Raw genomic sequence first — 26,475 nt, 5'->3', positions numbered from 1 at the left:
GCTTTAGCTATAATGCCACCTTTTAGATTCTAAATCCAAAGGATATATTATGGGACGAGCATTTGAATATCGCCGAGCCGCCAAAGAAAAACGATGGGATAAGATGAGTAAAGTCTTCCCTAAACTTGCTAAAGCCATCACCGTTGCTGCCAAAGAGGGCGGATCTGACCCAGCGATGAATGCCAAGCTCCGCACCGCCATTGCCAACGCCAAGGCACAAAATATGCCAAAAGATAATATTGATGCGGCAATCAAACGAGCCAGTGGCAAAGATGGAATCTTTAGTGAAATCACCTATGAGGGCAAGGCAGCCTATGGTGTGCTTATCTTTATAGAATGCACCACAGATAACCCAACCCGCACTATCGCCAATATCAAAAGCTACTTTAACAAAACGCCAAATGCAAGTATTCTTACCAATGGCTCTATTGATTTTATGTTTTCACGCAAAAGTGTCTTTGAGTTCCGCACACAAGATAGCCACGATATAGAAGAGCTAGAACTCGCCCTTATTGACTATGGACTAGAAGAGCTAGAAAAGCTAAGCGATGAAGAGGGAGAGTATTACATCGCTTATGGGGATTATACGGACTTTGGACGATTGAATGAAGGCTTTGAAAGCTTACAGATTCCAATCTCAAAGGCTACATTACAGAGAATCCCAACCTCCCCAATCACACTTGATGAAACACAACTCCAAGAGATTGAAAAGCTCCTTGATAAAATTGAAGAAGATGATGATGTCCAAGCCGTTTATACAAATATTGAATAACTCCCAAATAACAAGCAGATTCTAGCCTAGCTTAGAATCTGCCCTAAATCTAGCAAATCCCTCTTAGAATCCTAACCTGCTTTATCCCCTATTTTTCTTTCATTAACAGACACTTTTTTGTCATACTGAAGCCTTTGAGGGCGAAGTATCTACAGAATCTCCCTTGCCATACTTTTGTTGAAGCTAGATACTTCGCTCAAGCTCAGTATGACAAGGGTTAGATTTAGTATAACAAAGGCTAGATTTACAGAGATTTTTCGCCTTATATCTCCTGCTATCTGCAAGGATTACGCCTTAGACTCACAAATTGACAAAAGCCCCCTAGAAGCTAAACTGACCGCCTACGCGTAAGCTCATATAGTTTGACACATTTATGCCTTGTATAGTGATATTCTGCCCTAGCCCATACTGCATAGCCACATCTAAGAATCCAAAGAGATTTAGCCCACCGGTTAGGATTAGCCCCTCTCCCGCATTTGAGCGGATATCCTGCATAGCCCCAAGGCGGAAATCCACCTTTTTAAAGTTCGCCATCACCCCACCGCCAAAAAACTGACTTTTGGGGCTTGAGAGTGAGAGTGTCTCATTTGGCAGCACATCTGCATCAAAGGCAAAAGTGAGAAAGTCCATCATCTCATAGCTCACCCCTGCACGCACCTGCGGGTGAAGTGTCGTATCTGCCACACCAGTGCGGTTAATGGTGGGGGAATTGACATTCTTAGCCACAAGCCCAAGATGAAGATTCTTCACAAATCTTGGCGAATAGAGCAGTCCAAAGTCAAGTCCAAAGGTTTGAGCCATATCCATTTTATTTTTATCCACACTCACGCTTGGCATATTCCCCACAGCAAAATTAACCTTATCACCATAGCCAATCCCTTGGATAAATTTCACCGCCAAGCCTAGATTCACATCACCCATAGGTGTAAAAATCGTATGCCCATAGCCTATTGGAATCTCCACAAGGGCTAAGGCGTTGGCATACAAAGTATGCTGTGCCTGTGGATTCATAATTGAGCCATTGAGATTATTTGTCCCTGTCAAATACTCAAGCGTTACACTATCGCCATTGATACTTGCCTGATAATACTTCCCGCCTAAATCAAAAATGAGCTTATTATTATTTGGATCAATCTGTGCCGAGGCATTAGAAAATGCTGAAGCAAATAGCCCTATCCCCACTGCTCCACGCCCTGAATCTATCTCTTGGACATTGATTGTGCCTAAGCTATCGCTCTCCACTCGCCTTGAGCCTTTATCCCCAGCAAACTGAAAGACAAAGCCATTTTGTGTGGCAAGATTCACATCATTGCCCTTTAATGCTCCATCTATCACGCCAAAGTCATTTAAAAGCTTATCAATAACAGAATCTGCCCCTTTTGCAATCGTTATTTTTCCTACTTTCTCTAACATCTTACTAGCATCAAAAGTTCCACTTGAAACTTCTTTCATAATTTCAGGTAGCTTAGCCACATCAACACCATCAATAATGCTTCCCACAAGCGGAGAGCCTCCCCCTGTGGCTGCCCCTGCAAGTTTGTCTTTCAATTTTTCCAACGCCGTTTGGTCAGTAATTTTATCCCAACAATCGCTTACATCGGTGCAAGTTGTTGCTTGTTGTCCTGTTACTTCCTGCACAAGTGTTTGCACAGCGTCATTATTAATATTGCCACCACTATTTGGAAAAAGAGCATTAAGCATTCCGCCCAATGCACCACTTACAGGTTTGCCGCTGATCTTAACACTTGTGCCGCCACTACTTGGACCGGTGAGCTGATTTGTAAGCGTTTGTGGGAGATTTTTGAGATTATCCACATCAATGGTGGCAAGCTGCAAGAGATTTTGCTCTTTAAAAGCAATCCCAAAGCTATAACCCATTTTCGTGCGTCTATCTGCTCCTAGCAATGCAGGGTTATAGTATAGCCCCCACGCAGAATCACGCACAGCCACACCTGCCCCGCCCATACCAGCAGAGACCTGCCCCTGTGATCCAAACTCCAAGCCAAAGCCACTTACTCCCGCACACATCGCTAGTGCCATTACTTTATGTCTCATTGTCCTATGTCCCATTTTCTTGTGTTTTGGTCGCATACGCACCTCTATAAACATTTATTAGAATCTTCAAGTAAAAAAAATCGTGCCATTTTACAGACTTTCGCATAAAAGTTTTTAAAATTTTTGCTAGAATCTTAAAAAAAGGAACACTTTTAGCTATTTTTAATATAGAATTCTATTCGCAGAAGGGAATAATGATGACACCACAGAAGGCGAGATTGTATGTCATAGGTTTGGTTATGGGCTTGGGCGTGGCGACAAGCCTTATTGGCGGTGAGGGCGATATGGTGAGTCCTAGCTCACTTAGCCCAACGCCAAATAGCGAGTATATCGCTCCACAGATTGAGAAAAGCTCCGCACTTGTGGATTCTACACCTGCAGATTCTACACCAGATTCTACGCTAAATAAAGCTCAACTGCCGATACTAGAACTTCCACTTGAATCTATGCAAACTACTCCACAGCCTGAAGAAATCACGCCCCCTAAAGCCTTAACACCACAAGCACAAGCCTCGTATAATGCTAATGCACAGCCCTCGCGTGAATTACAAGAAGCATATAATGCGTGGCTTAATGGGGAGTTTAGCACTGCTATAAGGCTCTATGAAAATGCGTGCTATGATGGGGATTTGGGAGCGTGCCACGCTATTGGGACGCTTTACTTTCAAGGGAGCGGTGTAGCACAAAACTATGCAATGAGTGCGAGTTATTATTACAAAGCGTGTGATGGGGGCTTTGGGCAGAGTTGTAGCTCACTTGGAATCTTGTATCATTATGGGCTAGGTGTGCGGCAGGACTATGAAGTCGCGCTCAATCTCTATCACAAATCCTGCCAAGCCGGATACCCTAGGGGCTGTAATAATCTAGGCGTGATGTTTGAAGAAGGGCTTGGGATAAAGCGAGATTATAAACAAGCGGGGTTGTATTATAGCGATGCGTGTTTGGCACGAGATGATAGGGCGTGTTTTAATATCGCGGAAATGCTTTTTACGGGTAAGGGGCTAAAAAAAGATAAGAAAAAAGCGATGGAGTATTATGGGCTATCTTGTGATTTGGGATTCCAAGAGGGGTGCGAAGAATACAAAGCCCTTAAGCTAAAGGAGAAATAATGAGAATCTTGCTGACACTAGGTGTGATGTGTGCTGTTGCGTTTGGGGCGTATTTAGCTGATGAAAATATGAATAACTATGAAAGTGCAGATATGAAAAAGAAAGTGGCGGAGTATCTACAAAACTGCAATGAAGGCAGCTCTAGTGATTGCTACTTTGTCGCACACGAATATATGAAGGGTGAAAATGGGCTGCAGTGGTATAGCAAGGCTGCTTATTTTTATAAAAAAGCTTGTGATGGTGGGGTGCTAAAAGCGTGTAGCAACCTTGGAATCTTATATCAAAATGGGCTAGGTGTGAAGCAAAACTATGGCGTGGCGTTGCAACTCTATAAATTCTCCTGCTCACGCTTTGAGCCTGATGGGTGTAATAATCTAGGGGTGCTTTCACAAGAGGGGATTTTTGTAAGTAAAAACTATGCGGACGCGCTGAATCTTTATGAAAGGGCTTGTGCTGGTGGGAGCGTGGCAGGGTGTGTGAATCTAGGCGATATGTATGCTAAGGGCATAGGCGTGGCAAAAAGCAGACAGGCGGCTTTAAGCTTCTACGGACAAGCTTGTTATTTAGGCTATCAGCAAGGCTGTGATTTATATAGAGAGATGAATTAGGCTTTGGGCAGATTCTGTGAGTGGGTTCTAGCTTTGGGGTTTGTGTTTTTATATGGATTGCTAAAGAAGCTACGCTTTGTCACGACTTCCTGCGGAAGTCTCGCAATGACGGAGAAAGCCGTAGAATCTCAAGCCAATTCAGCAACCACCGCAGTGGCAAGGCACGCCCTTGCCACGCATAAAATCAATGGTGGCGTTTCACTGCGTGAATCGCCTACCTTGAAAGTGTCGTCGGAGTGGGGGATTGCTAAGGGGGAGAGAGCGACTTCACAATTCAAGCCTCTCCCCCTTAGCTAAAAAAGAATTTTAAAGAATGTAGATACTTCGCCTACAGCTCAGTATGACAAGATTCTAGCAAAGCAAGATTTTAGTAAAGCACAAGCACAAAATAGCAGAATCTAAGCCCTACTCAATAGCAGCATTAAGCATATCTTGGGATTTTTTCAACGCGTTTAACTGCATATCTTTGAGTCTCTCTGCTTCACTTGAATCTTTAGGGGTTTGGGGCGTTTGTGGGGATTGAGATATGGAGCTTTGGCGAGGGTTTCTCACTTCATTTGGTTGCATACCACGGGGCATTTTGACAAACACATCTTCATAGTTTTTCTTCCCCATTTGATGACGGATATAAATCTCACCTGTATTTGTGGAATAGATATAAGTATCCTTGCCATCGAAAAACATCTCCCATTCCCCAGCCCATACACCTACGCTTAAACATAAAAACAGAATCTTTTTCATTTTGCTCTCTTTGCCCCCTTATAGTGTGCTTTTAAGATTATCATACAACGCTAGAATCTGCTCTTTTTTCTCATAAAAGCTATTTGTATTGGCGATCAAATACGCGCTAGATTCCATAATCACTTCATCAATTTTAAGATTATTTTGCTTCATCGTGCTACCTGTCTCCACAATATCCACAATAGCATCACTTAGCCCAACAAGCGGGGCTAACTCAATGGAGCCATAGAGCTTAAGTGTCTCAATAGATAAGGCTTTATTAGCAAAATATTTACGCGTGATATTTGGCATTTTTGTAGCGATTTTTAGCTGTGGCTTTTGAAGATCAAGGCTTTTTCCACAAGGAGAGCCTACGACAACCTTGCACCGCCCAATTTGCAGATTCAAAAGCTTTATGACTTCAAGCTGTTGCTCTTCTATCACATCAAGCCCTACAATCCCCACATCTGCCGCCCTATGAGCCACATAAGTAGGCACATCTTGGCTTCTTACAAGCATAAAGGTAAAGTCCGTATGCTCTAAAATCAGCTTCCTATCATCAAAGGCAAATCCCGCCCCATACAACCGCTCAAACAATGCTAAGCTTTCCTTAGCAATGCGACCTTTTGGCAAAGCGACTTTTATCATTTTGGCCCCCTTAGATTTCCTTAGATTCTGCTAGATATGCTTTTGCAGGGCTTTTTGCATACCCTTAAACACAAGCGTATTATCATAAATGGCATTTTCAAAAAATCGTGCAAAAAACTTGCCATCGCCCCCTGTGAAAAATATCTTTTTTGTGCGAGTGGTGTTTTTTATCATTAAAATCACACTTTTTATCGCCCCAAAGCTTAACGCATCACTTGTATTTTGCGGTAGGGCGGAGAGATTCACACTTGGCTCTATTTTTATATCAAGCACAGGGGAGATATCAGCACACATTTTTCTATACGCACCAAGTCCGGGCATAATGTAGCCGCCAAGGTGGATTCCATTTTGCATAATATCCGCAGTAATGGCACTTCCCGCATCAATTATCACGCCATCTTGCACTGCCTTACACGCTGCACGCCTATCTACGCCTAGCCCCTTATACTCGCTCTCTATCTCAATATACTCGCCAATATTCACACAATATGGGTGCGAAGCAAGCAAACATCGCTCAAAGCGTTCATTGACACTGATATAATATATAGGCAGATTCTCTTTTTTCTTGCTTAGGGCATAGGGCTTTTCTTTCCAAATCTTACCATTATGATAGAAATGTAAAAAAGTATTCCCCACATCGCACAATAGCATTACTCAAACCTTTTATAAACCTTATCGTAGAATATACTATCCTTGGTGTAAAAAAGGCTTTTTTTCTTGGAAAGATTGCTTTTATACACTAATGGTGCAAAGTCTTTGAGACTTAAAGCTATCACATAGCCACCCTTTTCAAGCGTATAAAGCGTGTCATTTTGTATGACAATCCCACTTAGCACAGCAAAAGGCAATCGCACCTTACGCAACAGCTTCAAAGTATGATCAAGCTCCAAAATCTCCCCATCAATGCCTAGCACATACACTTTATCATTATAAAACTTCACATCACGCAAATCCACATCATACTTAAAGCTCTTATCATTGATAATCGCACTCACACGCTTTGCTGTCGCCCCAAGCAGGTATTCACCCTTTGCGTGAAGATAAATGACATTATTAAAAAACTTATCGCTACTGACTAAAATATCCTTAACAATCTTATTTTGAGCGATACTATAAATAAGAATCTTACCCTCCAAATCCGGATAAATCACATACGAATCGTTCATTAAAGGTGAAGCAAGGTAAGAGTTTATCGCACTGACATTTGGGTATTTTTGCGAAAAAATCTCTTTTTGCTTGGCTATGTCATAATACACAAGCGTGTTGTCAATAAGCACCATAGCCAACTTATCGCCCTTTAAACTCGCAGTTAGCACACAGGAGCTAAAAGGCACTTTATGGAGATTCTCATTTCCATTCCGCACAATAAGAATCTCATCGCATTGCTTTTGTATCGCATAACTATCCCCATCTTGTGCCAAAAACCTATAACCCTTTTCTAGCACAATGGGCGTTATACCATTTTCCAAAGTAATAAGCGTATTATCCTTTAAAATAGCTCCCTGCCTTGAAACGCTTTGTATGGGCAAACTTAGCTTGTCTTTAAACTCCATTTTGCCACTTATGAGCTTTGGCTCAAAATGCTTTTTAGAGCTACACCCAGCAAAGATAGCAAGGCTACAAACACACACCAACAAAAAAAACTTTTTCATACAAATCCTTAGGGCTTAGGCTGTGAATCTGTGGCTTGAGATTCTGTATTTGCGACTTGAGATTGTGAATCTAGGGCATTTTTAGCCGAATCTTCAAGCCCATAATGCTTCAATATCATCGCTTCTGCGGCAAAAGGCGAATTTTCAGCAATAAGCATTAGCTTTTGATGAGCTTCAGCAATCTTATCTTGTTGAAATAACACATAAGCTTCTTGCAAAATCGCTAAATCCCTTAATGCCTTGTATTCCACATTTTCTAAAGACTTAAACTCCCCTGTAAAATCCGTATTTTTTATGGTGTCTTTATCTTGGATTTTTTCACTTAGATTCAAAGTAGCCATTTCGTATTTAGCAAGATTTTTAATAAGCTTATTTTGTGAGTTTGCCAACTTCTCATAGTTTGCCTTATCGCCATTAGCGTTAAAATACATATACATATCATAGAGATTTGGACTTGCTTTTTGTAAAGATTCTAAAGCCTCTTTATTTTCTGAATCCTGCATAAGCACCGCATACGCCGCACTTGCTTCTTGTGCTTTTTGAGCCTGTATATACGAGCTTATACCAAACCAGCCTAGTCCCACAGCTCCGCAAACCACAGCCACATACACATACTTGCGATACCGCCTCCATAAAATCTCCAAGCGAAACGCATTTTCTAGTAGCTTCTCATCACTTTTAAATTCTTCTTTTACGCCCTTTAAATTAGACTGCAAACTCATAAAACTCCTTTTATTTCTATCAATTTATTTGCTAACACCTGAAGAGCCAAAGCCAGATTCTCCCCTTTGACTTTCACTTAGCTTTTCCACTTCAGCAAAGACTGCTTGAGTTATCTCATTGATCACACCTTGTGCGATTCTATCGCCCTTGCGTATGATAAAATCCTCCTGCGAGTGATTGACTAAAATCACTTTAATCTCCCCGCGATAATCGCTATCAATCGTGCCGGGCGTATTTAGCACACTTATGCCATTTTTTAACGCCAAGCCACTTCTAGGACGCACCTGCACTTCAAAGCCAGATTCTATCTCAAAGGCTAAGCCTGTGCTGACTACCGCCCTATCCCCAGCTTTCAACACAATCTCATCAATGGAATGCAAATCAAATCCAGCCGCCTCTACACTTTGATACTTTGGAATCTCCGCGTCCTTATGGAGTTTTTTAATCTTAATACGAGCCTGTTTCATAGCCTAATCCCCAAACACAATCTCTTTATAAAACACTTCTAAAATCTCAAATTCATTTTCTCCACTAGGTAGCATAATGCTCACCTCATCGCCCTGCTTTTTTCCCATTAACGCCTTGGCAATAGGCGAAGAAACCGAAATTAGCCCTTTAGATGGGTTGCTCTCCATTGAGCCTACAAGCGTATAGACAAACTCCTTATCGGTATCAAGGTTTAGAATCTTCACACTTGAGCCAAAGCTCACCTTATCGTGCTTTAAACTCGCAGGATCAATCACTTGCGCTTGTGAGAGCATAAGCCCTAGCTCATTAATCCTAGCTTCAATAAAGGCTTGTTTCTCCCTTGCGGCGTGGTATTCTGCGTTTTCTTTCAAGTCTCCGTGAGAGCGTGCTACATCTATTTCTACCACAATCTTTGGACGCTCCACTTCTTTGAGATTCTTTAGCTCCGCACAGAGCTTTTCATAGCCATAGTTTGTCATTGGTTCTGCCATTATTTTCCCCACAATTTAAGATTCTATTTTCTTTGTATTTTTTATTTTACATTTTGGCTATAACGCCCTTTTGAAAATGTTTTGAAAATATTTAAAAAAGCAAAATCATAGCCAAACTTCGTTAAATAAATATAAATTAAACCCTACAACTTAAGATAAAGCCTTTTGCCTAATCCACTCTACTGCTTCAAGTGTGTTTTCACATAAAGGTGCTTGAGATTCTTGCATTGCTTCCTTTTTGCCAAAGCCACACAGCACCCCAACAGCCTGAATCTTAGCATTTTTTGCCGCTTGTATATCAAGGATTGTATCACCTATCATATAGATTCTATCTCTTTGAATCTCCTTATCCTTATCCAACATTTCCAAAACTTTAAGTATCGGCTCTGCGTGGGGCTTTGGGCTACTCACAGATTCTATACCAACAATACCGCTAAAATACTCCCACACGCCAAGCTTATCAAGCAGAATTTGGGAAAAATCCCCCCGCTTTGTCGTTACCACGCCAAGTGTCGCAAAACTATGGGCTAAGATTATGGCTTCTTTTGCGTTAGGCAGTAGATGAGTGCCTTGCTCCATTAGCCCACGATACGCCACTCTATAATGCTTCACATACTCATCTACACTTTGCTTTTTGACACCATTTTGTAAAAACATAGATTCTAAAGTATGTCCTATGCCCAATTTGACTTGCTCTAGGCTTGGAGGCGTGTCATTCATCGCTAGATAGGCTTGAGAGAAACTCGCATAAATAGCCTGTGTAGAATCTACAAGCGTCCCATCTAAATCAAAAAGCACGATATATTCTTTTTTCATCTTTATTCCTTAAACAGCGAAAATATGTATTGTAAGGGATTTTACAAATCAAGCTTATCTATTATGTCAAAGATTCTGCACACATTGCTAAATAGAAATATATTTATAAGTATAAAGATAGAGTGATTAAAAGTAAAATTTTTATTAACTCACATTGACTTTCATCAAGTAGTAAAATGAGAATCTAAGTTTAGAATCTTGCCTCAAACATTTGGATTCCCCAAATGTCAAACAACATTGTTTAAGGAGGTTTTATGACAAAGAAAATGCAAGAGCATAAGCCCACACTTTCACGCCGAGAGTTTATCAAAAGTGCGGCAGCAGCTTCAGCAGCAGCAAGTGTGGGGCTAAGTATCCCTAGTGCAATGAGTGCAGAGGCACAAAATGCACAAAAACTTTGGAAATGGGATAAAGCGGTATGTAGATTCTGTGGAACAGGCTGTGGCATTATGGTCGCTACCCAAAAAGATAGTAGCGGACAAGCCAAAATCGTGGCTGTCAAAGGCGACCCAGAAGCTCCTGTAAATAGAGGGCTAAACTGCATTAAGGGCTATTTCTGTGCCAAGATTATGTATGGAGCAGATAGACTTACAAAACCTCTTTTGCGTGTGAATAGCAATGGTGAGTTTGATAAAAAAGGTAAGTTTGCACCGGTGAGCTGGAAGCGTGCTTTTGATGAAATGGAAAAGCAGTTTAAAAAAGCTTACAACGAGCTTGGACCAACGGGTGTGGCAGTCTTTGGCTCTGGGCAATATACGATTCAAGAAGGTTATGCTGCGGTAAAACTTGTCAAAGGCGGCTTTAGAAGTAATAATATTGACCCAAATGCACGACATTGTATGGCAAGTGCGGTTGTGGGCTTTATAGAAACTTTTGGGATTGATGAGCCTGCTGGCTGTTATGATGATATTGAACTAACCGATACTATCGTTACTTGGGGGGCAAATATGGCAGAAATGCACCCTGTGCTTTGGAGTCGTGTGAGCGATAGAAAGCTAAGCAATAGCAATGTCAAGGTGATTAATCTCTCAACTTTTGCGAATAGAACTTCGGATTTAGCAGATATGGAAATCATCTTTAAGCCACATACAGATTTAGCGATTTGGAACTACATCGCACGCGAGATTATTAATCGCAACGCCGTAGATTCTACATTTGTCAAAGAAAACTGCGTCTTTAGCACCGGCTTTGTCAATATCGGCTATGGTATGAGAAATAACCCAAATCACGCTAGGTTTAAAGCTGAAGAAAAAGACATTGTCGCTAAAGAAGTATCAAAAGTGGTGAGCGAAGAAGAAGGTGTTACCTTACAATATCTTGGAATCAAAGCCGGAGATACTATGAAAATGGATAAGGCGGATGCGGCTGGAAACCACTGGGGTATTAGCTTTGAAGACTTCAAAAAAGGCTTAGAGCCTTATAGCCTTGATTTTGTAGCAAAACTCTCAAAAGGCAATCCTGATGAAGATATAGAATCTTATAAGAAAAAACTTCAAACCTTAGCGGATTATTACATTGATAAAAATCGCAAGATTGTGAGCTTTTGGACAATGGGTATGAATCAACACCAAAGAGGCACTTGGGTCAATGAACAAAGCTATATGGTGCATATGCTTTTAGGCAAACAAGCCAAACCCGGTAGTGGTGCTTTCTCACTCACAGGACAGCCAAGTGCGTGTGGCACGGCTCGTGAAGTTGGGACATTTACTCATAGGCTACCTGCGGATATGGTTGTTGCTAATCCAAAACATCGTGAAATCACTGAAAAAATTTGGAATCTCCCAAGCGGAACGCTTAATGGCAAGGTAGGTTCACCTTATCTTAAAATTATGCGGGATTTAGAAGATGGCAAGATTAAATGGGCGTGGGTGCAAGTGAATAATCCTTGGCAAAACACAGCCAATGCTAATCACTGGATTGCCGCAGCTAGAGAGCTTGATAACTTTATTGTTGTGAGTGAATGCTATCCAGGCGTGAGTGCAAAGGTAGCCGATCTTATTTTGCCAACGGCAATGATTTATGAAAAATGGGGTTCTTATGGGAATGCAGAGAGACGCACACAGCACTGGAAACAGCAAGTTATAGCTCCGGGTGAGGCTATGCCTGATATTTGGCAAATGACGGAATTTGCTAAACGATTCACACTTGCTGAAGTATGGGGCAAAGAGTATGCTAACCTTGAGCTTAAGCCTGTTTTAGAATCTGCTAAAGCTATGGGGCATAAAGAGAGTGATACGCTCTATGATGTGCTTTTTGCAAATAAAAATGCAAAGGGCTTTAGCATCAATGATCCTTTGCTTAAAAATGGGCTAAACACTGAAGTGTTTGGGGATAATCGTGCTATTAAAGATGGTAATGATGAAGACTTTAAGGGCTATGGATTTTTTATCCACAAATACCTTTGGGAAGAGTATCGCCAATTTGGCTTAGGACACGCTCACGATTTAGCTGATTTTGACACTTATCATCGTGTGAGAGGATTGCGTTGGCCTGTTGTTAATGGCAAAGAAACACAATGGAGATTTAACGCTAAATACGACTTCTACGCTCAAAAACTCGGTAATGGCAAGGCATTTGCATTCTATGGTAATAAAGATAAGAGTATGCCATCTGGCTCACTCAATGCCCCAAGCGATGCAAAAGTAAGTATTGATAATAAGGCAAAGATTTTCCTTCGCCCTTATATGGATCCTTGCGAAATGCCTGATAAAGATTATCCACTTTGGCTTTGCACTGGGCGTGTGCTAGAGCATTGGCATTCTGGCACGATGACTATGCGTGTGCCTGAACTCTATCGTGCTGTGCCTGAAGCACTTTGCTATATGCACCCAGATGATGCGGCTAAGCAAAATCTCGCACAAAATCAAATCGTATGGGTAGAATCTCGCCGTGGTAAAGTCAAGGCAAAACTTGACTTACGCGGTAGGAATCGTCCTCCAAAGGGGCTTATCTATGTGCCTTGGTTTGATGAAAATGTATTCATCAATAAGGTATGTCTTGACGCGACTTGCCCCATTTCAAAGCAGACAGACTTTAAAAAATGTGCGGTAAAAATCTATAAGGCATAAGGATTCTAAGTGAATACACAGCAACCAAGCAATCCCAAAAGGAGACAAGCCTTAATTAAAATAGGACAAAATGCAGGTTTTGCCCTATTTGGTGCGTTTGTATGGGGTGCGTATGTGAATGTCGCAAAAGCTGGTAATGGGAATATTTTGCGTCCTCCGGGGGCAAGTAAAAATGATGCGGAGTTTATCGCAAGCTGTATTAAATGTGGGCTTTGTGTAGAAGCTTGTCCATTTTATACGCTTAGACTTGCTACACCAAATGATGATACCACGCTTGGCACACCTTTTTTTCAACCACGAAAAGTGCCTTGCTATATGTGTAGAGATATTCCTTGCACGGAGGCTTGTCCCACTGATGCTTTGGACTTAAAGCGTTTATATCAGCCAAAAAAACAAGAAGCAAACGCTTTAGAATACAAAGAGCCTGATATTAATAATGCGACAATGGGCGTGGCGATTGTAGATTCTAAACATTGCGTGGCGTATGCTGGGATTCAATGTGATGCGTGCTATCGTGCGTGTCCCTTGCTTGATAAAGCAATTAATCTTGAATACAAACGCAATGAACGCACAGGCAAACACGGATTCTTACTTCCTGTGGTGGATAGTGATTACTGCACAGGCTGTGGAATGTGTGAAAAAGCTTGTGTAACAGAGCTTCCAACTATTATTGTCTTGCCTCGCAGTGTGGCTCTAGGCAAAATGGGGACAAACTACATAAAAGGCTGGGATAAAGCTGATGAAAATCGTCTTTTTGAAATCAAAGAGCAAAAAGACAAAAAGCAAAAAGCAAGTGGTAGCCTAGATTATCTCAATGATGGAGACATATAATGAAGTTTGCAAAAATCAAATATCTGCTACTAAGACGCATTTGCCAAGTGAGCATTCTCGTGCTTTTTATCTTAGGAAACTACTCTATTGCCACGCTTAAAAATGTGCAATACAAGCAGGAAGTGGGTATTTTTGGAGGCAATATAGAATCTCTAATGGGTAATTCTAGCTCTGTCCTTGCTAAAGAGCCAAGTATCTTTAGCCATATCGTGCAGGGTAATCTTAGCCATTCTAGCTGGTTTGGTGGAATCTTTAGTCTAACCGATCCTTTAAGCGTTATGCAAATTTTTCTAGCTGGTGGTGGATTAGCCCTTGATGTGTTGCTTGGGGCATTGCTTGTGGCAGCTATTTATGGGATATTTTTAGGCAGGGTGTATTGTGCATTTGTCTGCCCGATTAATCTTGTAACCGATTTTGCAAACTTCCTGCGTGATAAGCTTGGGTTTAACACCGCTCAACGCAAACTTTTTATCTCACGCTCAACGCGTTTTGTGATTTTGGGGCTAGGATTATTACTAAGTGCCTTATTTGGCGTGGCTGCTTTTGAGCTTATTAGCCCGATTTCTATGCTACATCGTGGTGTGGTTTTTGGTATGGGATTTGGCATTTTTGCTGTGTTGGCTGTGTTTTGCTTTGACTTATTTGTGCTAAAAAATGGTTTTTGTGGACATATCTGTCCGCTTGGGGCGATGTATTCTTTGCTTGGTAAATTCGCACTTTTGCGTGTCAAACACACACTTTCAAACTGCACAAAGTGTATGGAATGTGTGCGAGTTTGCCCTGAACCAGAGGTGCTAAAGCCCATTGGCAAACAAGATGGAAACTTAAAAACAATGACTTGTTTGCGTTGCGGAAGATGTATTGAGGCGTGCGATGATAATGCGTTGCATTTTAGTATTTTACATTTCACACAAAAGGAGAAAAAATGAAAAAATGGCTTCAAGGTTTAATGGTAGGATTGCTTGGATTGGCGTTCTTTGCGTGTTCAGATTCACAAGAGACACAAAAAGGTGAAGCTCTTACAGACACAGAGATTGGTTTGCGTAAGGTGGATTTACAAGATGAAAAAGATGTGAAGTTGCCAGAATATGAGTATTCTAAACTAGAGGCGGGGGAAAGCACAAAGATTGAACGCTCTTATGAGAATGCACCGCCTATGATTCCGCATAATGTTGAGGATATGTTGCCTATCACGCAGGATAATAATCAATGTTTAGCCTGCCACGATCCAGCCATAGCCGCTGATGTAGGTGCTGTGGCAGTCCCCACTTCACACACACACGACTTACGCACAAATAAAGATTTGGGGCAGGTCTCTCACGCTCGTTTTAACTGCGTACTTTGCCACACACCACAGGCAAATATCAATCCCGCAGTTGCAAACACCTTTACACCTGATTTTCGCAATATTGAAAGCAAAAATTCATCAAATCTGCTTGATGTGCTAAATGAGGGCGTCAAGTAACAATGTGTCTTTGTATGTTTGCTTCATATTGGCATATTTTTCTGCGATTTGGCTTATCTGTGGGGCTTGTTTTTTTTACTCAAGCCTTACAAGCAGAGCCTACTAAGCTTACAAATAAAAATGCTCAAATTATACAAATAGATGAGATTCTTACCCATATCAGCACATTTGGGAATATGATTTTTGTGGGGAATGCTGGGGGTAAGATTGATATTTTTGCACTTCAATCTAAAAAAGCTCACAAGATTCAGAATCTCACTCTGCCGCCCATACAAGATTATTTTGGTAACTCCCACGCACCGCGTGTATATGATATAACGACTTTTGATGGCAAAACACTTTTTATCCTAGCAGAAGGTAGCAAAGGCACAAAGCAGATTCTAGAGTTATCCTTGCAATCTCCGCAGAAAATAACGACTATATTACAAACAAGCACTTCACCCAAACGCATCGTGGCTTTTGATAAAGATAAATTAGTTATTGGGTTTTTGAGTAATGAAATTGGACTTTTTGATTTAAAAAGCAAAACTTTTATTTATAAGGCTCACCCTAGCCTTGCAGGTTTTTCGGATTTATGCGTGAATGTGCCTTTTGTTTTTAGCACTGATGAATCTGGCATTGTGAATGTCATTGACATTGCTAGTGGCAAGATTCTAAAACGCCTTGATATGATTAATAAGGACAATAACTACCAAATCGTATCCGCAAAAAATACAATCCTTACAGCAAGTGTGGATAGGAGAATGGCAATTTACACTTTTAAGACAGATACGCATACCCCCTTTACCTTACAAAATGCCACAAAGATTGAGAGTGATTTTCTTATCTATTCGGTTGGAATCTCCCCAAATGGAACACTTGGAGCATATAGCAAAAATGAGCAAAACGACATTGCGATTATAAATCTTGTCACAAAACAGGAGCTTTTCACACTCAAAGGTGCAACCTCGCTCATTAATACGCTTATTTTCTATGATGAGCAGACATTGATTGTTGGCAGTGATGATAAGCATTTTATGATTTGGCATTTAGGAGTGTAAAATGAATATTTCAAGCATTGTGATTAAAACAACACAACCCGCCTTTAGCTCTGTGAAAGAAGCGATTTTAGAAGTGCAAGGCTGTGAAATCTACCTAGAAGATGAGACTTCATCTCAAATCATAGTCGTGCTTGAAGCTACAAGCACACAAGAAGAAGTGGCTATCAACAAGCATTTAGAATCTTTGCCCGGCGTGATTAATGCTAATATGCACTACACCTACCAAGAAGATGAGCTAAACGCACAGCTTGTATCCCAGCAAGATGGTGTGGTTGAGTTTTTAAATGATGATTCAATTTCGGCTGAAAATATAGCCTATTCAGGTTCAATCGCACATCTTATGGGGAAAAGTAAAAAATAAAGCTAATGCCAAATATGCTAGAATCTACCCTTTCTATCCTAGATTTTATCCCAAATACAAAGGAATATAATGAATTGTTTTCTGCTAAAAATTATTGTAAGTCTTATGCTACTCTCCCTTACCTGCCTAGCAAACTCTAATGGCAATATTAGCGTGAGTAGCCCTGCCCCCTCTCCTTTAGCAAAAAAGCTAGACTTACAGCACGGAGATTTAATCTTTATCAAAACTTCAGAGTCTGCCTTTGACAAAGCCATTAGCCAAGCTACGCAAAAAGATGAAGTGAGCTATACACATATAGGAATCTTTGATTTATACTCAGATTCGGTGCTAGAGGCAGAGCCAAAGCAAGGAGTAGTTCGCAAAAAGCTTGAAATATTTTTAAAAGAGAATCCGCTTTTTGATATTATGCGTCTCACTCCAAAAGTGGCTAAAAATGTGGATATACAAGCAAGTATCAAACGCGCAGAAAAACACTTAGGGGAGCCTTATGACTTTACCTACACAGCAAATAATGGTGCAATGTATTGCAGTGAGCTTGTGTATGAGGCGTTTTTAGATACCAAGGGGCAGCATATTTTCAGTGCAAAGCCTATGAATTTTTACGCACCCGATGGCAGTCTGCCACAATATTGGAAAGAACTTTTTAAGAAATTGCAAAAGCCTATTCCGCAAGGTGAGCTAGGCACAAACCCAAACGATATGGCACGAGACAAGGTGCTTATGCGGGTAAATAAGTCCTAATCTTGTTTCATAAATTCGTATAAACTCCATTTCAGTGCGTAAGGAATTGAGCTACCGTGGGTTTGATTAGCAAATTCTTGATAATTTACCCTGTTGGGAATTTGAATCTTTAACATCTCCACAATCTCATCAATATCCAAATCTTGAGCTTGAAACACTTGATTAGTTTGTGTAGTTTTTTGAGTATGTCTCTCTAAGCTTCCGTATGTTAAAAACAATTTTGCATTCAAGTATTCTGTGGAATTTCTCACATTATTCTTAACAAGCTGTCCTTTATCAATCCATAATGAAGGAGAAGCACTCGCATAATGAGTAAAACCACCTTTTTGATTAAATAATGTATTTAAAACAAACACACCCCCAAAAGAATGGCCAAAAAGTAATTGTTTCTTAGGAGTCCCATATTGTTCCGCTATAAAAGGCAAAACCTGACTTGTTATAAAGTCCAAAAACTGATCTGCCCCACCGGTTTCATCAACCCTTTGCATAAGAGCAGAATCTCTTGGCATAGAAGGCAAATAATCATAGCTTCGCAACACCCTATCAAATGCCAAAGGACTATCGTGTCCAATAGCTACAATAAGAGGAAGCTTATCATACATATCAATATCAGCACTTACAAAATTGAGAATCATAGGAAAAAATACATTGCCATCAAGAGTATAAAATACGCTTTGTGTATCGCTTTTTATTTTCGGCAGAGCAATGTGGATTTGAAACCACCGATGTTGAAGTTCTTTTATAGAATCTAGTTGCTCCACTTCCCCACACAAAGAATTTGACATAAACTCTTTAGCTTTTTTCCTTCCATTACCACTCACGCAAAAAGTCTTAATCTCAAAAAGCTCTGCCACTTCTGTATTTAATGGCTCAATCACTCCACTAGGCTTTGCCCACATACTTATATAAAATAATATGATAAAAGATAAGATTCTATACACAATCCTATCCACGCTCCATATACCCACTCTCATACAGCATAAACATAAATCGCTTAGCAATCATCTCTGCCCTTTCCATAATCATTACAATATGCTCATCTTTTGCATACACAGATTCTAAACTTTGCTTAAAAAGCTCCAACCACACAGCAAAAAGCTCCCTAGGAAAAGGGGGCAAGTCAAGATGAGCTTTCAAAGGGTGCCCGCTATAATCACCACTATTTAAAAGCATACCCTGCCAAAATGTCGCAATCTTTGCCTTATGCTTCTCCCACGCCATATCATCACTGCCAATCTTCGCATTAAACACATCGCCTAGCCCACGCTTATCAAAACGCACCTTATTATAAAAAATCTCCATAAGCCTCATAATAGAATCTTCACTTATCACATCAAATTTTTCCTGCATATTCGCTCCTTTTTAAAAATTAACTTCACATATAAAATGCCATTTTTGCTAACACCACGATGAAAAAGCCAAGCACCAAAGCCACCTTATGAATGCTCTTTGCCAATGGATTTTTTAGTCCCAAAAACTTACACGACAAAGACACAATCACCATACACATGATACACAACGCCAACACAACTTTTATCATCAATAGCATCTGCAAGGGCGAGTCAAAAAATCCTTGTGTTGTGCCTACATAGCGGCTTATCATCGCCCCACCACTAAGCAGCAACAAAAGCAGACAAAGGGGCATTATCTTCACACCCCGCTTTGAGATAATACTAAATATCTTATCTGCCAACTCTTCGCCAAGTACCTTTTTCAGCGGACTAAGTAGCACCACATCAGTAAAAATAAATCCCAAAAATATAATCGCACAAAGCAAATGCAGTGTAAGCATATACGGATAAATTGCTTCCATTATGTATCCTTTCATCAATGATAATAGAATCTCGATGCAATGCTAGACAAAATTACACAAGAAAACATTGATATATGTTAAGATTCTCTATTTTTAAAGGATTATATATGCAAGAGCTTTTTCATATTATGACACAAATGGGCAATAAACGCACATATCAAAATGGCGAGATTTTATTCCTGCAAGGTGCTATGCCTACGCATTTATACCTGCTTCTTAGCGGCAAGGTGAGACTTTATAAGACAAAAGAGCATATCTCAAGTAATCAGCTGACATTACATACGCTTTCATCGCCGCAGTTTATCGCTGAAATGCCCTTTTTTATGCAAAGCCCCTGCCCAGCAAATGCAGAATGTGCTTCAATATGTGAGATTATCACTATAAGCCAAGAGAGTTTCCATACGCATTGTTTGGGGAATAGCGAGATTTGCCTACTTTTTATCACTTCACTATGCAAAAAGATAGAGATTCTAGAATCTCACATTACCCTGCAAAATCAAAGCTTGCAAGAAAAAGTCCTAGGCTATCTCTCACACAACAAAGACAGCCTCCACACACTCACCCAACGACACATTGCAAACGCCCTAAATATCGCACCAGAATCCCTATCCCGCACCCTAAAAACCCTAAAGGCACAGGGCATACTCACTACGCATAAGGGTAAGGTTACACTACTCTAGGCTACTTTTATTCTTTATTTTAAAATGCAAAGCTAAATCAAGGTTTTAGATTCTATGAAAAAATAGAAAGTTTTAAGTTTTAGAATCCTTAAACACCCCATAGCGATACTCATACAGCACCACGCCCACCACCACAACGCTTGAGCAAATCAGCGAAAGCGGATAAGACGCCCACACACCAGCCACCCCATACAAATGCGATAATACAAAAAGCAAAGGAATAATAAAAATGAGATTATAAGAAAGTGTGATGACAAATGAGTTTCTAGGGCGTTGAATAGACTGAAAAAATATAGAACTCACAATATTTAGCCCAAGGAAAATATATCCCACATAATACACCTTCATCGCTTCAAGAGTAGGCTCTAAAATCCCCTCCTGTCCGCTTTTCAAAAATAACTTCACAAGATAAGAATCTATTAATAAAAACACCACATACACCAAGATTCCAATCAATGTAGCAAAGCCCACGCCAAAGGCATAGACTTGCTTGACACGCCCCATTTGCTTTGCCCCATAGTTATAGCTCACCACAGGCTGCACCCCTTGCGCACAGGAAAGTAAAATCGTAAAGCACACCACGCCCACATACATCACAATGCTATAAATAGCCAAATAGCTTACTTTTACACTTTCATTCACCGCAAGGGATACAAGCGTATGATTAAACATCACAATAACCACCGCTACGCTTAGTTCGGATATACTTTGTGGGATTCCATTTTTTGCTGAAGCTAACACAGCATTAAAGCTAAAGCGTTTTACAAGATAGATTCGCCCCTTTTTTCTCACAAAATGCGTTAAGAGTATGCCCATACCAAGCCCGTGTCCCAAAGCTGTCGCCAGAGCTGAACCAAACATACCCCATTCCCACACAAAAAGAAAAATATAATTTAAAATGATATTTGAAACCGAGCCGATAATCATCGCCATCATCGCAAGGATAGGTCGTTTATCATTAATCACAAATACATCAAGCAATGGGTGCAGGATAATAATTGCCGCACCTAGAAAAATAACCTGCAAATATTCCACAACATAATCTAGCACATCTCCACTCGCCCCAAGAGCAATGCCTACCTCCCTTGCATACACAAAGAGCAAGATTCCAATACACACAGAACTGATTAACGCAAAATAAAAAACAGAGCTAAACATTAGCCTAGCACGATGATCCTGCCCCTTGCCTAAAAAATACGCCGCAATAGCCGCCGCCCCCATACCAAAAAGCAACTCAAATGCGATAAGCACAGGAAACACAGGCCAACATAGCCCAATAGCCGCCAAAGCATCTTCACCCAGCTTTTTACCCACAAAGATTCCATCAATAGTAGAATATGTAGAGAGAGCCAACATCGCACAAAGATTTGGGATAAAAAAGTAGAAAAAAAGCTTGTAAATAGAATCATTACGCATATCTACTTTTTCATTTGTGCTTGAATCCTTTGAATTTAAATCATTGTGCTTTACATTATTTTGGTTTGAATCCACACTTGCTACGCTCATTTTTGCCCTTAGCTATCACTCATTATGTGCCAAATATTGCAATGCTTTTTTATAGTCTTCAAGCGTGTCAATCCCCACGCTTTGTGTCTGCACAACCGCCATTGCAATGCTTTTTTTATGATATATCGCACGAAGTTGCTCTAGCTTTTCTATCTCTTCTAGCGGACTTTTTGGCATGGAGCAAAACTCCTCTAAAGTTTTAGCAAAAAACCCATAAAGCCCTAAATGCCCTAAATATGGCGTATTTTGCAACGCTTCACATGCCCCATCTCTACAAAATGGAATAGCAGAGCGAGAGAAGTAAATCGCCTCATCTTTAACATTACACACGACTTTGACAAGATTTGAATCTGTGATTTGCTTTTCATCAATCACCTTAGCAAGACTTGCCATAAAGGGCTGTTGTTCTTTTATTAGATTCTGCAATGTCCTAATCACGCTGTGTTCTAAAAATGGCTCATCTGCCTGAACATTTATCACTATCTCATCTTTTGCTATGCCTAGCTTTTTTACCGCTTCTGCACATCTATCTGTGCCACTAGTATGCTCTTTGCTTGTTAGCACACAAGGGATATTATGCTTTTTACACGCAGATTCTATTTGCTCATCATCACAAGCTACAACCACTTCATCAACCGCCCCCGCGTTTAATGCTGTCCGCACCACCATAGGCAGCCCACCCAAATCACAAAGCACCTTTTGCGGAAAACGCGTAGATTCTAATCGTGCCGGAATGACAATCATTCTATTCTCCTTTTTTATGGCTCACAAACGCCCAATTTCTACTTACAAAAAACCCCACCATAACATACACGCCACTACCTATAATAGTCGCAAGATAAGGATTCATCTCTAACGCGCGATGCAAAGCACTCATACTGCCAAGCTGGGCGATATAAGCTAACCCCATAGCAAACCCAAAGCGGGGCAAATCCTTTTTATGCGAAGCAGGGGAAGCAAAAGTATAGCGTTTATTTAATAAGTAAGAGACAATAAAGCCAACACCATAACCCACAATATTTGCTAGTTCAGGCATTAGCCCACCCCACATAAGAGCAAATATCACACCATAGCCCACAAGGGTATTTACCACCCCCACAGCAAGATATTTTATGCTTTTTTGATATATGTCTTTGATTGTATCCATTCCACTATTCCGCCCATTGTGTAGTTCTAATCGTGTAATTTTAAGCACATATAATGGGCGAATTGTGCCACAATGGATTTAACAGCACACTATGAGAAACTAACGCACACGCATTACATAAAAATGCAAAGGCAGACCATATATATTTTGCCCTAGAATCATATCGTTATCTTTTGTGATTCCAAACCAAACAAATGCGTTTTTCAAAAAGGATTTAAGCCCTAGAAGTGGCACATTATAGCCATAGTCTGCGACAAACAATAGCTCATATTGCTGGGTTAAACTATCTATATTTAGAATCTCAGCAGAAAAAGGTGTGATAATGACAATATCTCCACTTCTTTTTGGCACAATCTCATTGTTTTTAAATACACTCCATTGAGCCTTTGTATTTTCCTCTCGGTAGAATCGCTCATCTACCGCCCTATCACTCATTAAGTCAAAATCCTCTGCCTTATAGTGCAAAAGCCACGCACCAAAGCTATGGTACACCTCCACATTACTTGCCCTATCCACTCCTTCAAGGTAGATTCTTGTGTGTGGATTTTCCTGTGTGTATTGACTAACAAAACCAAGTGTTGATTGAAAATTCACTGGCACAAACTTATAGTGAGCAAAATAATATATAAACATAAAAAGAGTGTTGCTTATAAAAATAATGCTAATAAACCACAAAAACACTTTCCCAACTCTATGCCATCGCCACTTTCCAAGAAAATAGCCAATGACAACAAGAGCAAAAATATATGCTAGCAGTGGATAATGCAAACTGCCTAGCCTTAGCACAATATATTCAAGTAACAAAATGGCACTTGCGACTACACTACTATCTAGCAGGGGATTAAATGCTGATTTTTTCACAAATACCATATAGTTTCTATGCAGCAATCCCACAAACACCACGCCATACAAAAAAGGCTCATTCAAAAAGCCTGAAAAAAGCGTTTTTCCAATCATCAATAGGGCATTATAGGGCGTTTCCCCATAGAATCCATCGCCTTGCTTATTGAGCAAAACCACATAATAATACACCACAAGCCACACTATGGAGCTTAAAAGCAAAACTAGGTTAAAGATTCTAATTTGAACGCTAAAATTTCTATACCCACATACCAACATCACAAAGGCAAAAGCTCCTATCATAGCAAACGCAGTCTCTTTATAATACAACGCAATATTAGCACTTATAATGCCACATATAAGGGCAAAAATTGCTTGTTTATGCTTCAAAACATACGCATAGCACATCAAAAATATACTCAAAAATACAAACTCCATACGCTCTGGCACAAATAGCCTAAGCCACGAAGTGCTAAAGGCTGGAGATACTAGCAAAAGGAATAAAACAAAGTAGATGAGATTTATTTTAACGGATAGAGAATGATTTAACGGGGGGGGGGGGGGTAGAAACTGATGAAGCAAGAGATTCGCTATAAGCAATCTCTTGTAAAAATACCCTTAAAGCATATTGCAAACACAAAACAACCACAAACACACACAACGCATTAAACATATAAAACACACTTGCCTTAACGCCAAAAACTGCTGATAAAATATTTAACTCCTGCCCATCAAGTGGGAAAAATCTCCCAATATCTGGAATAATAAACAAAGGAATATCTTTCCCAACAAAAAGTGTTGATAGCAATGTGTGATCATCAATCACGCTAAAATCAGCATTATACGCCACCAAAAAAGCATACACACATACAAAGCCCCAAAATAGCACACTCACACTTTTTTGTGTCAAAATTTTACTCATTTTTACTCCTTTATTTGAGATTTAATTCTTTTAAGCTATTCGTTTGGGGGAGCTTATTTTGCTACAAAAGATTTAACTCCATAATAATGAGCGTAAGTTGTGTTTGGACATACGCTTGGATCTTCTCCCGGATTTCCCCAATCACCATATTTACGATAAAAAGACTGAAATGTTTTAGCACTCACCACAATCTCTTCCTTGCCCTGCATTTTTTGCTCCTGTATAGAATCTAGCATTCTCTCCCACTTTAGCCGCCCATCAATATTATGCACTCAACACAAACAAGCCATATCCATATAAAAGGGCAAAAATCCACTTATTACATTTCTTAGCTCCACTCTCATTCATCGCACTCCAATGCTGATATACAAATGCCACCATTATTGCAGTGATTAAAATAAACATAAGCCCTGCCCTATCGGGAATCCCCACCTGTATCGTTGTGCCAACAAACACACAAAACAACACAAAAAGCAATAAGATTTTTATAAACAGCCTCTTCATAGATTCATTATGTTCTCTACGATAAAACCACACCGCCGCTAACAATAAAACAAAAAGCACAGAAAAATACAACAACCCACCATAATTCTCTTTAAAATCGGATAAAAATCTTTTATGATTCTTAACAACAACACTTATAGCAATGACACACAGCAATACACCTATACCCCATAGTTTCTTACTCTTAAAATAGCTACAATTCAAAACAAACAATAATGATGGAATAATAAAGAAAAGCAAAGAAGCGGTTGTAAACCCTGTATATCTATCATTTACAAGTCGCAACTTCTCTTCCAAGCTCATAGCCCAAATATCGCTTAAGGTATAGAATCCACCCCAAGATTTAAACAATGCTGCCCTTTTTGCGTGTCCGGGACTAAGTAGCACACATAAACTTAAGCTCATTTATGCGAGATTTTCTACGCTTTTTTTGAGCTCCCCAAAGCTATTTTGGATAGATAAAGATATGCCATGCACATTTTGAGAGGTTGTGAGATTATGTTTGGCAAAATCTAGGATTTTTTTCATATCTTCGTTGATGATTGTGAGATCTTTGCTCATCACATCGCTATGATCGATAAGCTTTTGGGTAGTTTCAAAGCTTTCATTAAAGATATCCTCAAAAGTATCAATCTTGGTGTTTACATCGTTGGTGCGTGAAAGCAGACTTTCTACATTTTCTTTATTTTCTATGATGATTTGTTTGCTTTCATTGACATCTTGAGTCATTGCTTTGACATTACTATCGATTTCACCAAGGCTATGTTGGGTATTTTCTGCTAGTTTTCTTACTTCATCAGCTACCACAGCAAAGCCTCTTCCATGCTCTCCCGCTCTTGCAGCCTCAATAGCGGCATTAAGTGCTAAAAGATTTGTTTGATCAGCAATAGAGCGCACGGTTTCAACGATATTGATAATTGTATTGGTATTGTTTTCTAGAGATTCAAAGTGCGAGATGAGATTGGCATTTTGGCTAAAGATATTTTCTACCAAATTATATACATCTTTAAGGAGTGCTCTAATTTCTTGCATAGCAGCAAACATCGATTCTTGCTCGGATTTGGTTTGCAAAATTTCTTCGTTAAAAGTTTGCAAAAGCGTACTTGTAGAAACTGCTTTTGTGTTTGTGGATTCTACGATAGCATTCATATCTTGTGAGAGGCTTTCAAGAGAATCTACGATATTGCCAAGTCCGTTGATATCTGTTTGACCACTTTTGACTTTTTCATGTATAGTTTTTACTACGGCTTGTATACGCGCCTTAAAATCATCGATAAGTGCGAGAATCTTACCATTTTCTGTGCTATATGAAGTATTGACCTTGATTTTTGAAGCTAGTGTGATAGATTTTAATTCCTTAGCAATGATTTTTGTCATATTCACACCCCAAGTCTTTTCATCGATATCGTGTATGATAAGTGCGACCACGATGACAAATTGCACAATTTGCCCTATGAGATTCTCAGTAAAGAGCAAGGCATTGGTTGCGAGTATG

General features: G+C 40.0%; 33 protein-coding genes. 12 read left to right on the top strand and 21 right to left on the bottom strand.

The genetic code is table 11. The features are described 5' to 3' along the window. Positions 1–49 precede the first annotated feature (49 nt). On the top strand, positions 50–772 hold the full coding sequence (locus HCN_RS03740; protein ID WP_014666591.1) for a YebC/PmpR family DNA-binding transcriptional regulator: 723 nt from the start codon (positions 50–52) through the stop codon (positions 770–772). Positions 773–921: 149 nt separating this feature from the next. Here HCN_RS03740 and HCN_RS12355 read toward each other — a convergent pair whose 3' ends face one another. Then, positions 922–1,056, bottom strand: coding sequence for a hypothetical protein (locus HCN_RS12355; protein WP_002956916.1), 135 nt, complete (start codon positions 1,054–1,056; stop codon positions 922–924). Positions 1,057–1,093: 37 nt separating this feature from the next. Beyond that, on the bottom strand, positions 1,094–2,863 hold the full coding sequence (gene traF, locus HCN_RS03735) for a conjugal transfer protein TraF (protein ID WP_232501876.1): 1,770 nt from the start codon (positions 2,861–2,863) through the stop codon (positions 1,094–1,096). Positions 2,864–3,021: 158 nt separating this feature from the next. On the opposite strand from traF, the gene HCN_RS03730 reads away from it, so the two are divergent. The 3 genes from HCN_RS03730 (at position 3,022) to HCN_RS03720 (ending at position 4,841) form a co-directional block, all read left to right on the top strand. Beyond that, positions 3,022–3,936, top strand: a complete 915-nt coding sequence (locus HCN_RS03730) for a tetratricopeptide repeat protein (protein WP_231900542.1) — start codon at positions 3,022–3,024, stop codon at positions 3,934–3,936. Then, positions 3,936–4,544, top strand: coding sequence for a tetratricopeptide repeat protein (locus HCN_RS03725; RefSeq protein ID WP_002956921.1), 609 nt, complete (start codon positions 3,936–3,938; stop codon positions 4,542–4,544). The genes HCN_RS03730 and HCN_RS03725 overlap by 1 nt, the downstream gene beginning before the upstream one ends. A gap of 105 nt (positions 4,545–4,649) precedes the next feature. Then, entirely contained in the window at positions 4,650–4,841 is a 192-nt protein-coding gene (locus HCN_RS03720; RefSeq protein WP_002956922.1) for a hypothetical protein, read from the top strand. Positions 4,842–4,949: 108 nt separating this feature from the next. Here the strand turns inward: HCN_RS03720 and HCN_RS03715 are convergent, their stop codons facing one another. From HCN_RS03715 to HCN_RS03680, 8 genes are all read right to left on the bottom strand, one after another. Beyond that, the gene (locus tag HCN_RS03715; protein ID WP_014666589.1) at positions 4,950–5,285 is read right to left on the bottom strand and encodes a hypothetical protein; all 336 of its coding nucleotides are present in this window, start codon (positions 5,283–5,285) and stop codon (positions 4,950–4,952) included. Between the two features lie 18 nt (positions 5,286–5,303). Further along, positions 5,304–5,912 (bottom strand): ATP phosphoribosyltransferase, encoded by a 609-nt coding sequence (gene hisG / locus HCN_RS03710; RefSeq protein WP_014666588.1) that lies wholly within the window; start codon positions 5,910–5,912, stop codon positions 5,304–5,306. A gap of 30 nt (positions 5,913–5,942) precedes the next feature. Further along, entirely contained in the window at positions 5,943–6,563 is a 621-nt protein-coding gene (locus HCN_RS03705) for a type III pantothenate kinase (protein WP_002956925.1), read from the bottom strand. Beyond that, positions 6,563–7,564, bottom strand: coding sequence for a hypothetical protein (locus tag HCN_RS03700; RefSeq protein ID WP_014666587.1), 1,002 nt, complete (start codon positions 7,562–7,564; stop codon positions 6,563–6,565). The genes HCN_RS03705 and HCN_RS03700 overlap by 1 nt, the downstream gene beginning before the upstream one ends. An 8-nt stretch (positions 7,565–7,572) precedes the next feature. Beyond that, positions 7,573–8,286, bottom strand: a complete 714-nt coding sequence (locus HCN_RS03695; protein ID WP_014666586.1) for a tetratricopeptide repeat protein — start codon at positions 8,284–8,286, stop codon at positions 7,573–7,575. Between the two features lie 24 nt (positions 8,287–8,310). Continuing rightward, the gene (dut, locus tag HCN_RS03690) at positions 8,311–8,754 is read right to left on the bottom strand and encodes a dUTP diphosphatase (RefSeq protein WP_002956928.1); all 444 of its coding nucleotides are present in this window, start codon (positions 8,752–8,754) and stop codon (positions 8,311–8,313) included. Positions 8,755–8,757: 3 nt separating this feature from the next. Then, entirely contained in the window at positions 8,758–9,246 is a 489-nt protein-coding gene (greA, locus tag HCN_RS03685) for a transcription elongation factor GreA (RefSeq protein WP_041309500.1), read from the bottom strand. 150 nt (positions 9,247–9,396) lie between these two features. Beyond that, positions 9,397–10,062: an HAD family hydrolase gene (locus HCN_RS03680; protein WP_014666584.1), complete on the bottom strand. Its 666-nt coding sequence runs from the start codon at positions 10,060–10,062 to the stop codon at positions 9,397–9,399. A 254-nt stretch (positions 10,063–10,316) separates the two neighbouring features. Here HCN_RS03680 and napA point away from each other — a divergent pair, with 254 nt between their 5' ends. The 7 genes from napA to HCN_RS03645 all read left to right on the top strand — a co-directional run bounded on the left by napA (position 10,317) and on the right by HCN_RS03645 (position 17,568). Beyond that, the gene (gene napA / locus HCN_RS03675) at positions 10,317–13,130 is read left to right on the top strand and encodes a nitrate reductase catalytic subunit NapA (protein ID WP_014667541.1); all 2,814 of its coding nucleotides are present in this window, start codon (positions 10,317–10,319) and stop codon (positions 13,128–13,130) included. 9 nt (positions 13,131–13,139) lie between these two features. Then, positions 13,140–13,961 carry a ferredoxin-type protein NapG gene (napG, locus tag HCN_RS03670; RefSeq protein WP_002956932.1) on the top strand — a complete coding sequence of 274 codons (822 nt, stop codon included), beginning with the start codon at positions 13,140–13,142 and terminating at the stop codon, positions 13,959–13,961. Then, the gene (napH, locus tag HCN_RS03665; protein WP_002956933.1) at positions 13,961–14,890 is read left to right on the top strand and encodes a quinol dehydrogenase ferredoxin subunit NapH; all 930 of its coding nucleotides are present in this window, start codon (positions 13,961–13,963) and stop codon (positions 14,888–14,890) included. The genes napG and napH overlap by 1 nt, the downstream gene beginning before the upstream one ends. After that, on the top strand, positions 14,887–15,426 hold the full coding sequence (locus HCN_RS03660) for a nitrate reductase cytochrome c-type subunit (protein WP_002956934.1): 540 nt from the start codon (positions 14,887–14,889) through the stop codon (positions 15,424–15,426). The genes napH and HCN_RS03660 overlap by 4 nt, the downstream gene beginning before the upstream one ends. Positions 15,427–15,440: 14 nt before the next feature. Continuing rightward, a complete protein-coding gene (locus HCN_RS03655) occupies positions 15,441–16,466 on the top strand; it encodes a WD40 repeat domain-containing protein (protein WP_232501875.1) in 1,026 nt (341 codons plus the stop codon). Position 16,467: 1 nt separating this feature from the next. Beyond that, on the top strand, positions 16,468–16,827 hold the full coding sequence (locus tag HCN_RS03650) for a chaperone NapD (protein ID WP_014666583.1): 360 nt from the start codon (positions 16,468–16,470) through the stop codon (positions 16,825–16,827). Positions 16,828–16,896: 69 nt separating this feature from the next. Beyond that, positions 16,897–17,568, top strand: a complete 672-nt coding sequence (locus tag HCN_RS03645; protein WP_014666582.1) for a YiiX/YebB-like N1pC/P60 family cysteine hydrolase — start codon at positions 16,897–16,899, stop codon at positions 17,566–17,568. On the opposite strand, the gene HCN_RS03640 is transcribed toward HCN_RS03645, so the two are convergent. Genes HCN_RS03640 through HCN_RS03630 form a run of 3 tightly spaced genes read right to left on the bottom strand, consistent with a single transcriptional unit; the run spans position 17,565 to position 19,381 of the window. Continuing rightward, positions 17,565–18,569 carry an alpha/beta hydrolase gene (locus HCN_RS03640; protein ID WP_230197923.1) on the bottom strand — a complete coding sequence of 335 codons (1,005 nt, stop codon included), beginning with the start codon at positions 18,567–18,569 and terminating at the stop codon, positions 17,565–17,567. The two genes, HCN_RS03645 and HCN_RS03640, sit on opposite strands and share 4 nt — an antisense overlap. Continuing rightward, a complete protein-coding gene (locus HCN_RS03635) occupies positions 18,514–18,918 on the bottom strand; it encodes a group III truncated hemoglobin (protein ID WP_002956940.1) in 405 nt (134 codons plus the stop codon). Before HCN_RS03635 ends, HCN_RS03640 begins: the two co-directional genes overlap by 56 nt. 25 nt (positions 18,919–18,943) lie before the next feature. Then, positions 18,944–19,381 (bottom strand): hypothetical protein, encoded by a 438-nt coding sequence (locus tag HCN_RS03630; protein ID WP_002956941.1) that lies wholly within the window; start codon positions 19,379–19,381, stop codon positions 18,944–18,946. A gap of 107 nt (positions 19,382–19,488) precedes the next feature. Between HCN_RS03630 and HCN_RS03625 the strand changes: the two genes are divergently transcribed. Continuing rightward, a complete protein-coding gene (locus HCN_RS03625) occupies positions 19,489–20,061 on the top strand; it encodes a Crp/Fnr family transcriptional regulator (protein ID WP_014666580.1) in 573 nt (190 codons plus the stop codon). A gap of 72 nt (positions 20,062–20,133) precedes the next feature. On the opposite strand, the gene HCN_RS03620 is transcribed toward HCN_RS03625, so the two are convergent. From HCN_RS03620 to HCN_RS12570, 8 genes are all read right to left on the bottom strand, one after another. Further along, a complete protein-coding gene (locus tag HCN_RS03620) occupies positions 20,134–21,567 on the bottom strand; it encodes an MATE family efflux transporter (protein WP_014666579.1) in 1,434 nt (477 codons plus the stop codon). A 15-nt stretch (positions 21,568–21,582) separates the two neighbouring features. Then, positions 21,583–22,311 carry a 3-deoxy-manno-octulosonate cytidylyltransferase gene (gene kdsB / locus HCN_RS03615; RefSeq protein WP_014666578.1) on the bottom strand — a complete coding sequence of 243 codons (729 nt, stop codon included), beginning with the start codon at positions 22,309–22,311 and terminating at the stop codon, positions 21,583–21,585. Between the two features lies 1 nt (position 22,312). Then, positions 22,313–22,714, bottom strand: coding sequence for a GtrA family protein (locus tag HCN_RS03610; protein WP_014666577.1), 402 nt, complete (start codon positions 22,712–22,714; stop codon positions 22,313–22,315). Positions 22,715–22,813: 99 nt separating this feature from the next. Continuing rightward, a complete protein-coding gene (locus HCN_RS03605) occupies positions 22,814–24,004 on the bottom strand; it encodes a hypothetical protein (protein WP_014666576.1) in 1,191 nt (396 codons plus the stop codon). Positions 24,005–24,080: 76 nt separating this feature from the next. Further along, entirely contained in the window at positions 24,081–24,476 is a 396-nt protein-coding gene (locus tag HCN_RS11885) for a hypothetical protein (RefSeq protein ID WP_014666575.1), read from the bottom strand. 53 nt (positions 24,477–24,529) lie between these two features. After that, positions 24,530–24,748 carry a hypothetical protein gene (locus tag HCN_RS03600; protein ID WP_041309496.1) on the bottom strand — a complete coding sequence of 73 codons (219 nt, stop codon included), beginning with the start codon at positions 24,746–24,748 and terminating at the stop codon, positions 24,530–24,532. Further along, on the bottom strand, positions 24,741–25,385 hold the full coding sequence (locus HCN_RS03595) for a hypothetical protein (RefSeq protein ID WP_014666573.1): 645 nt from the start codon (positions 25,383–25,385) through the stop codon (positions 24,741–24,743). Before HCN_RS03595 ends, HCN_RS03600 begins: the two co-directional genes overlap by 8 nt. Next, complete coding sequence (locus HCN_RS12570; RefSeq protein ID WP_372449645.1) at positions 25,386–26,012, bottom strand: methyl-accepting chemotaxis protein; 627 nt, start codon at positions 26,010–26,012, stop codon at positions 25,386–25,388. Positions 26,013–26,475 lie beyond the last annotated feature (463 nt).

It is taken from the genome of Helicobacter cinaedi PAGU611 (genome assembly GCF_000284635.1).
Lineage (GTDB): Bacteria > Campylobacterota > Campylobacteria > Campylobacterales > Helicobacteraceae > Helicobacter_C > Helicobacter_C cinaedi.
Note: the sequence above shows the minus strand (reverse complement) of the source record. Positions and strands in the feature narration are given on the sequence as shown.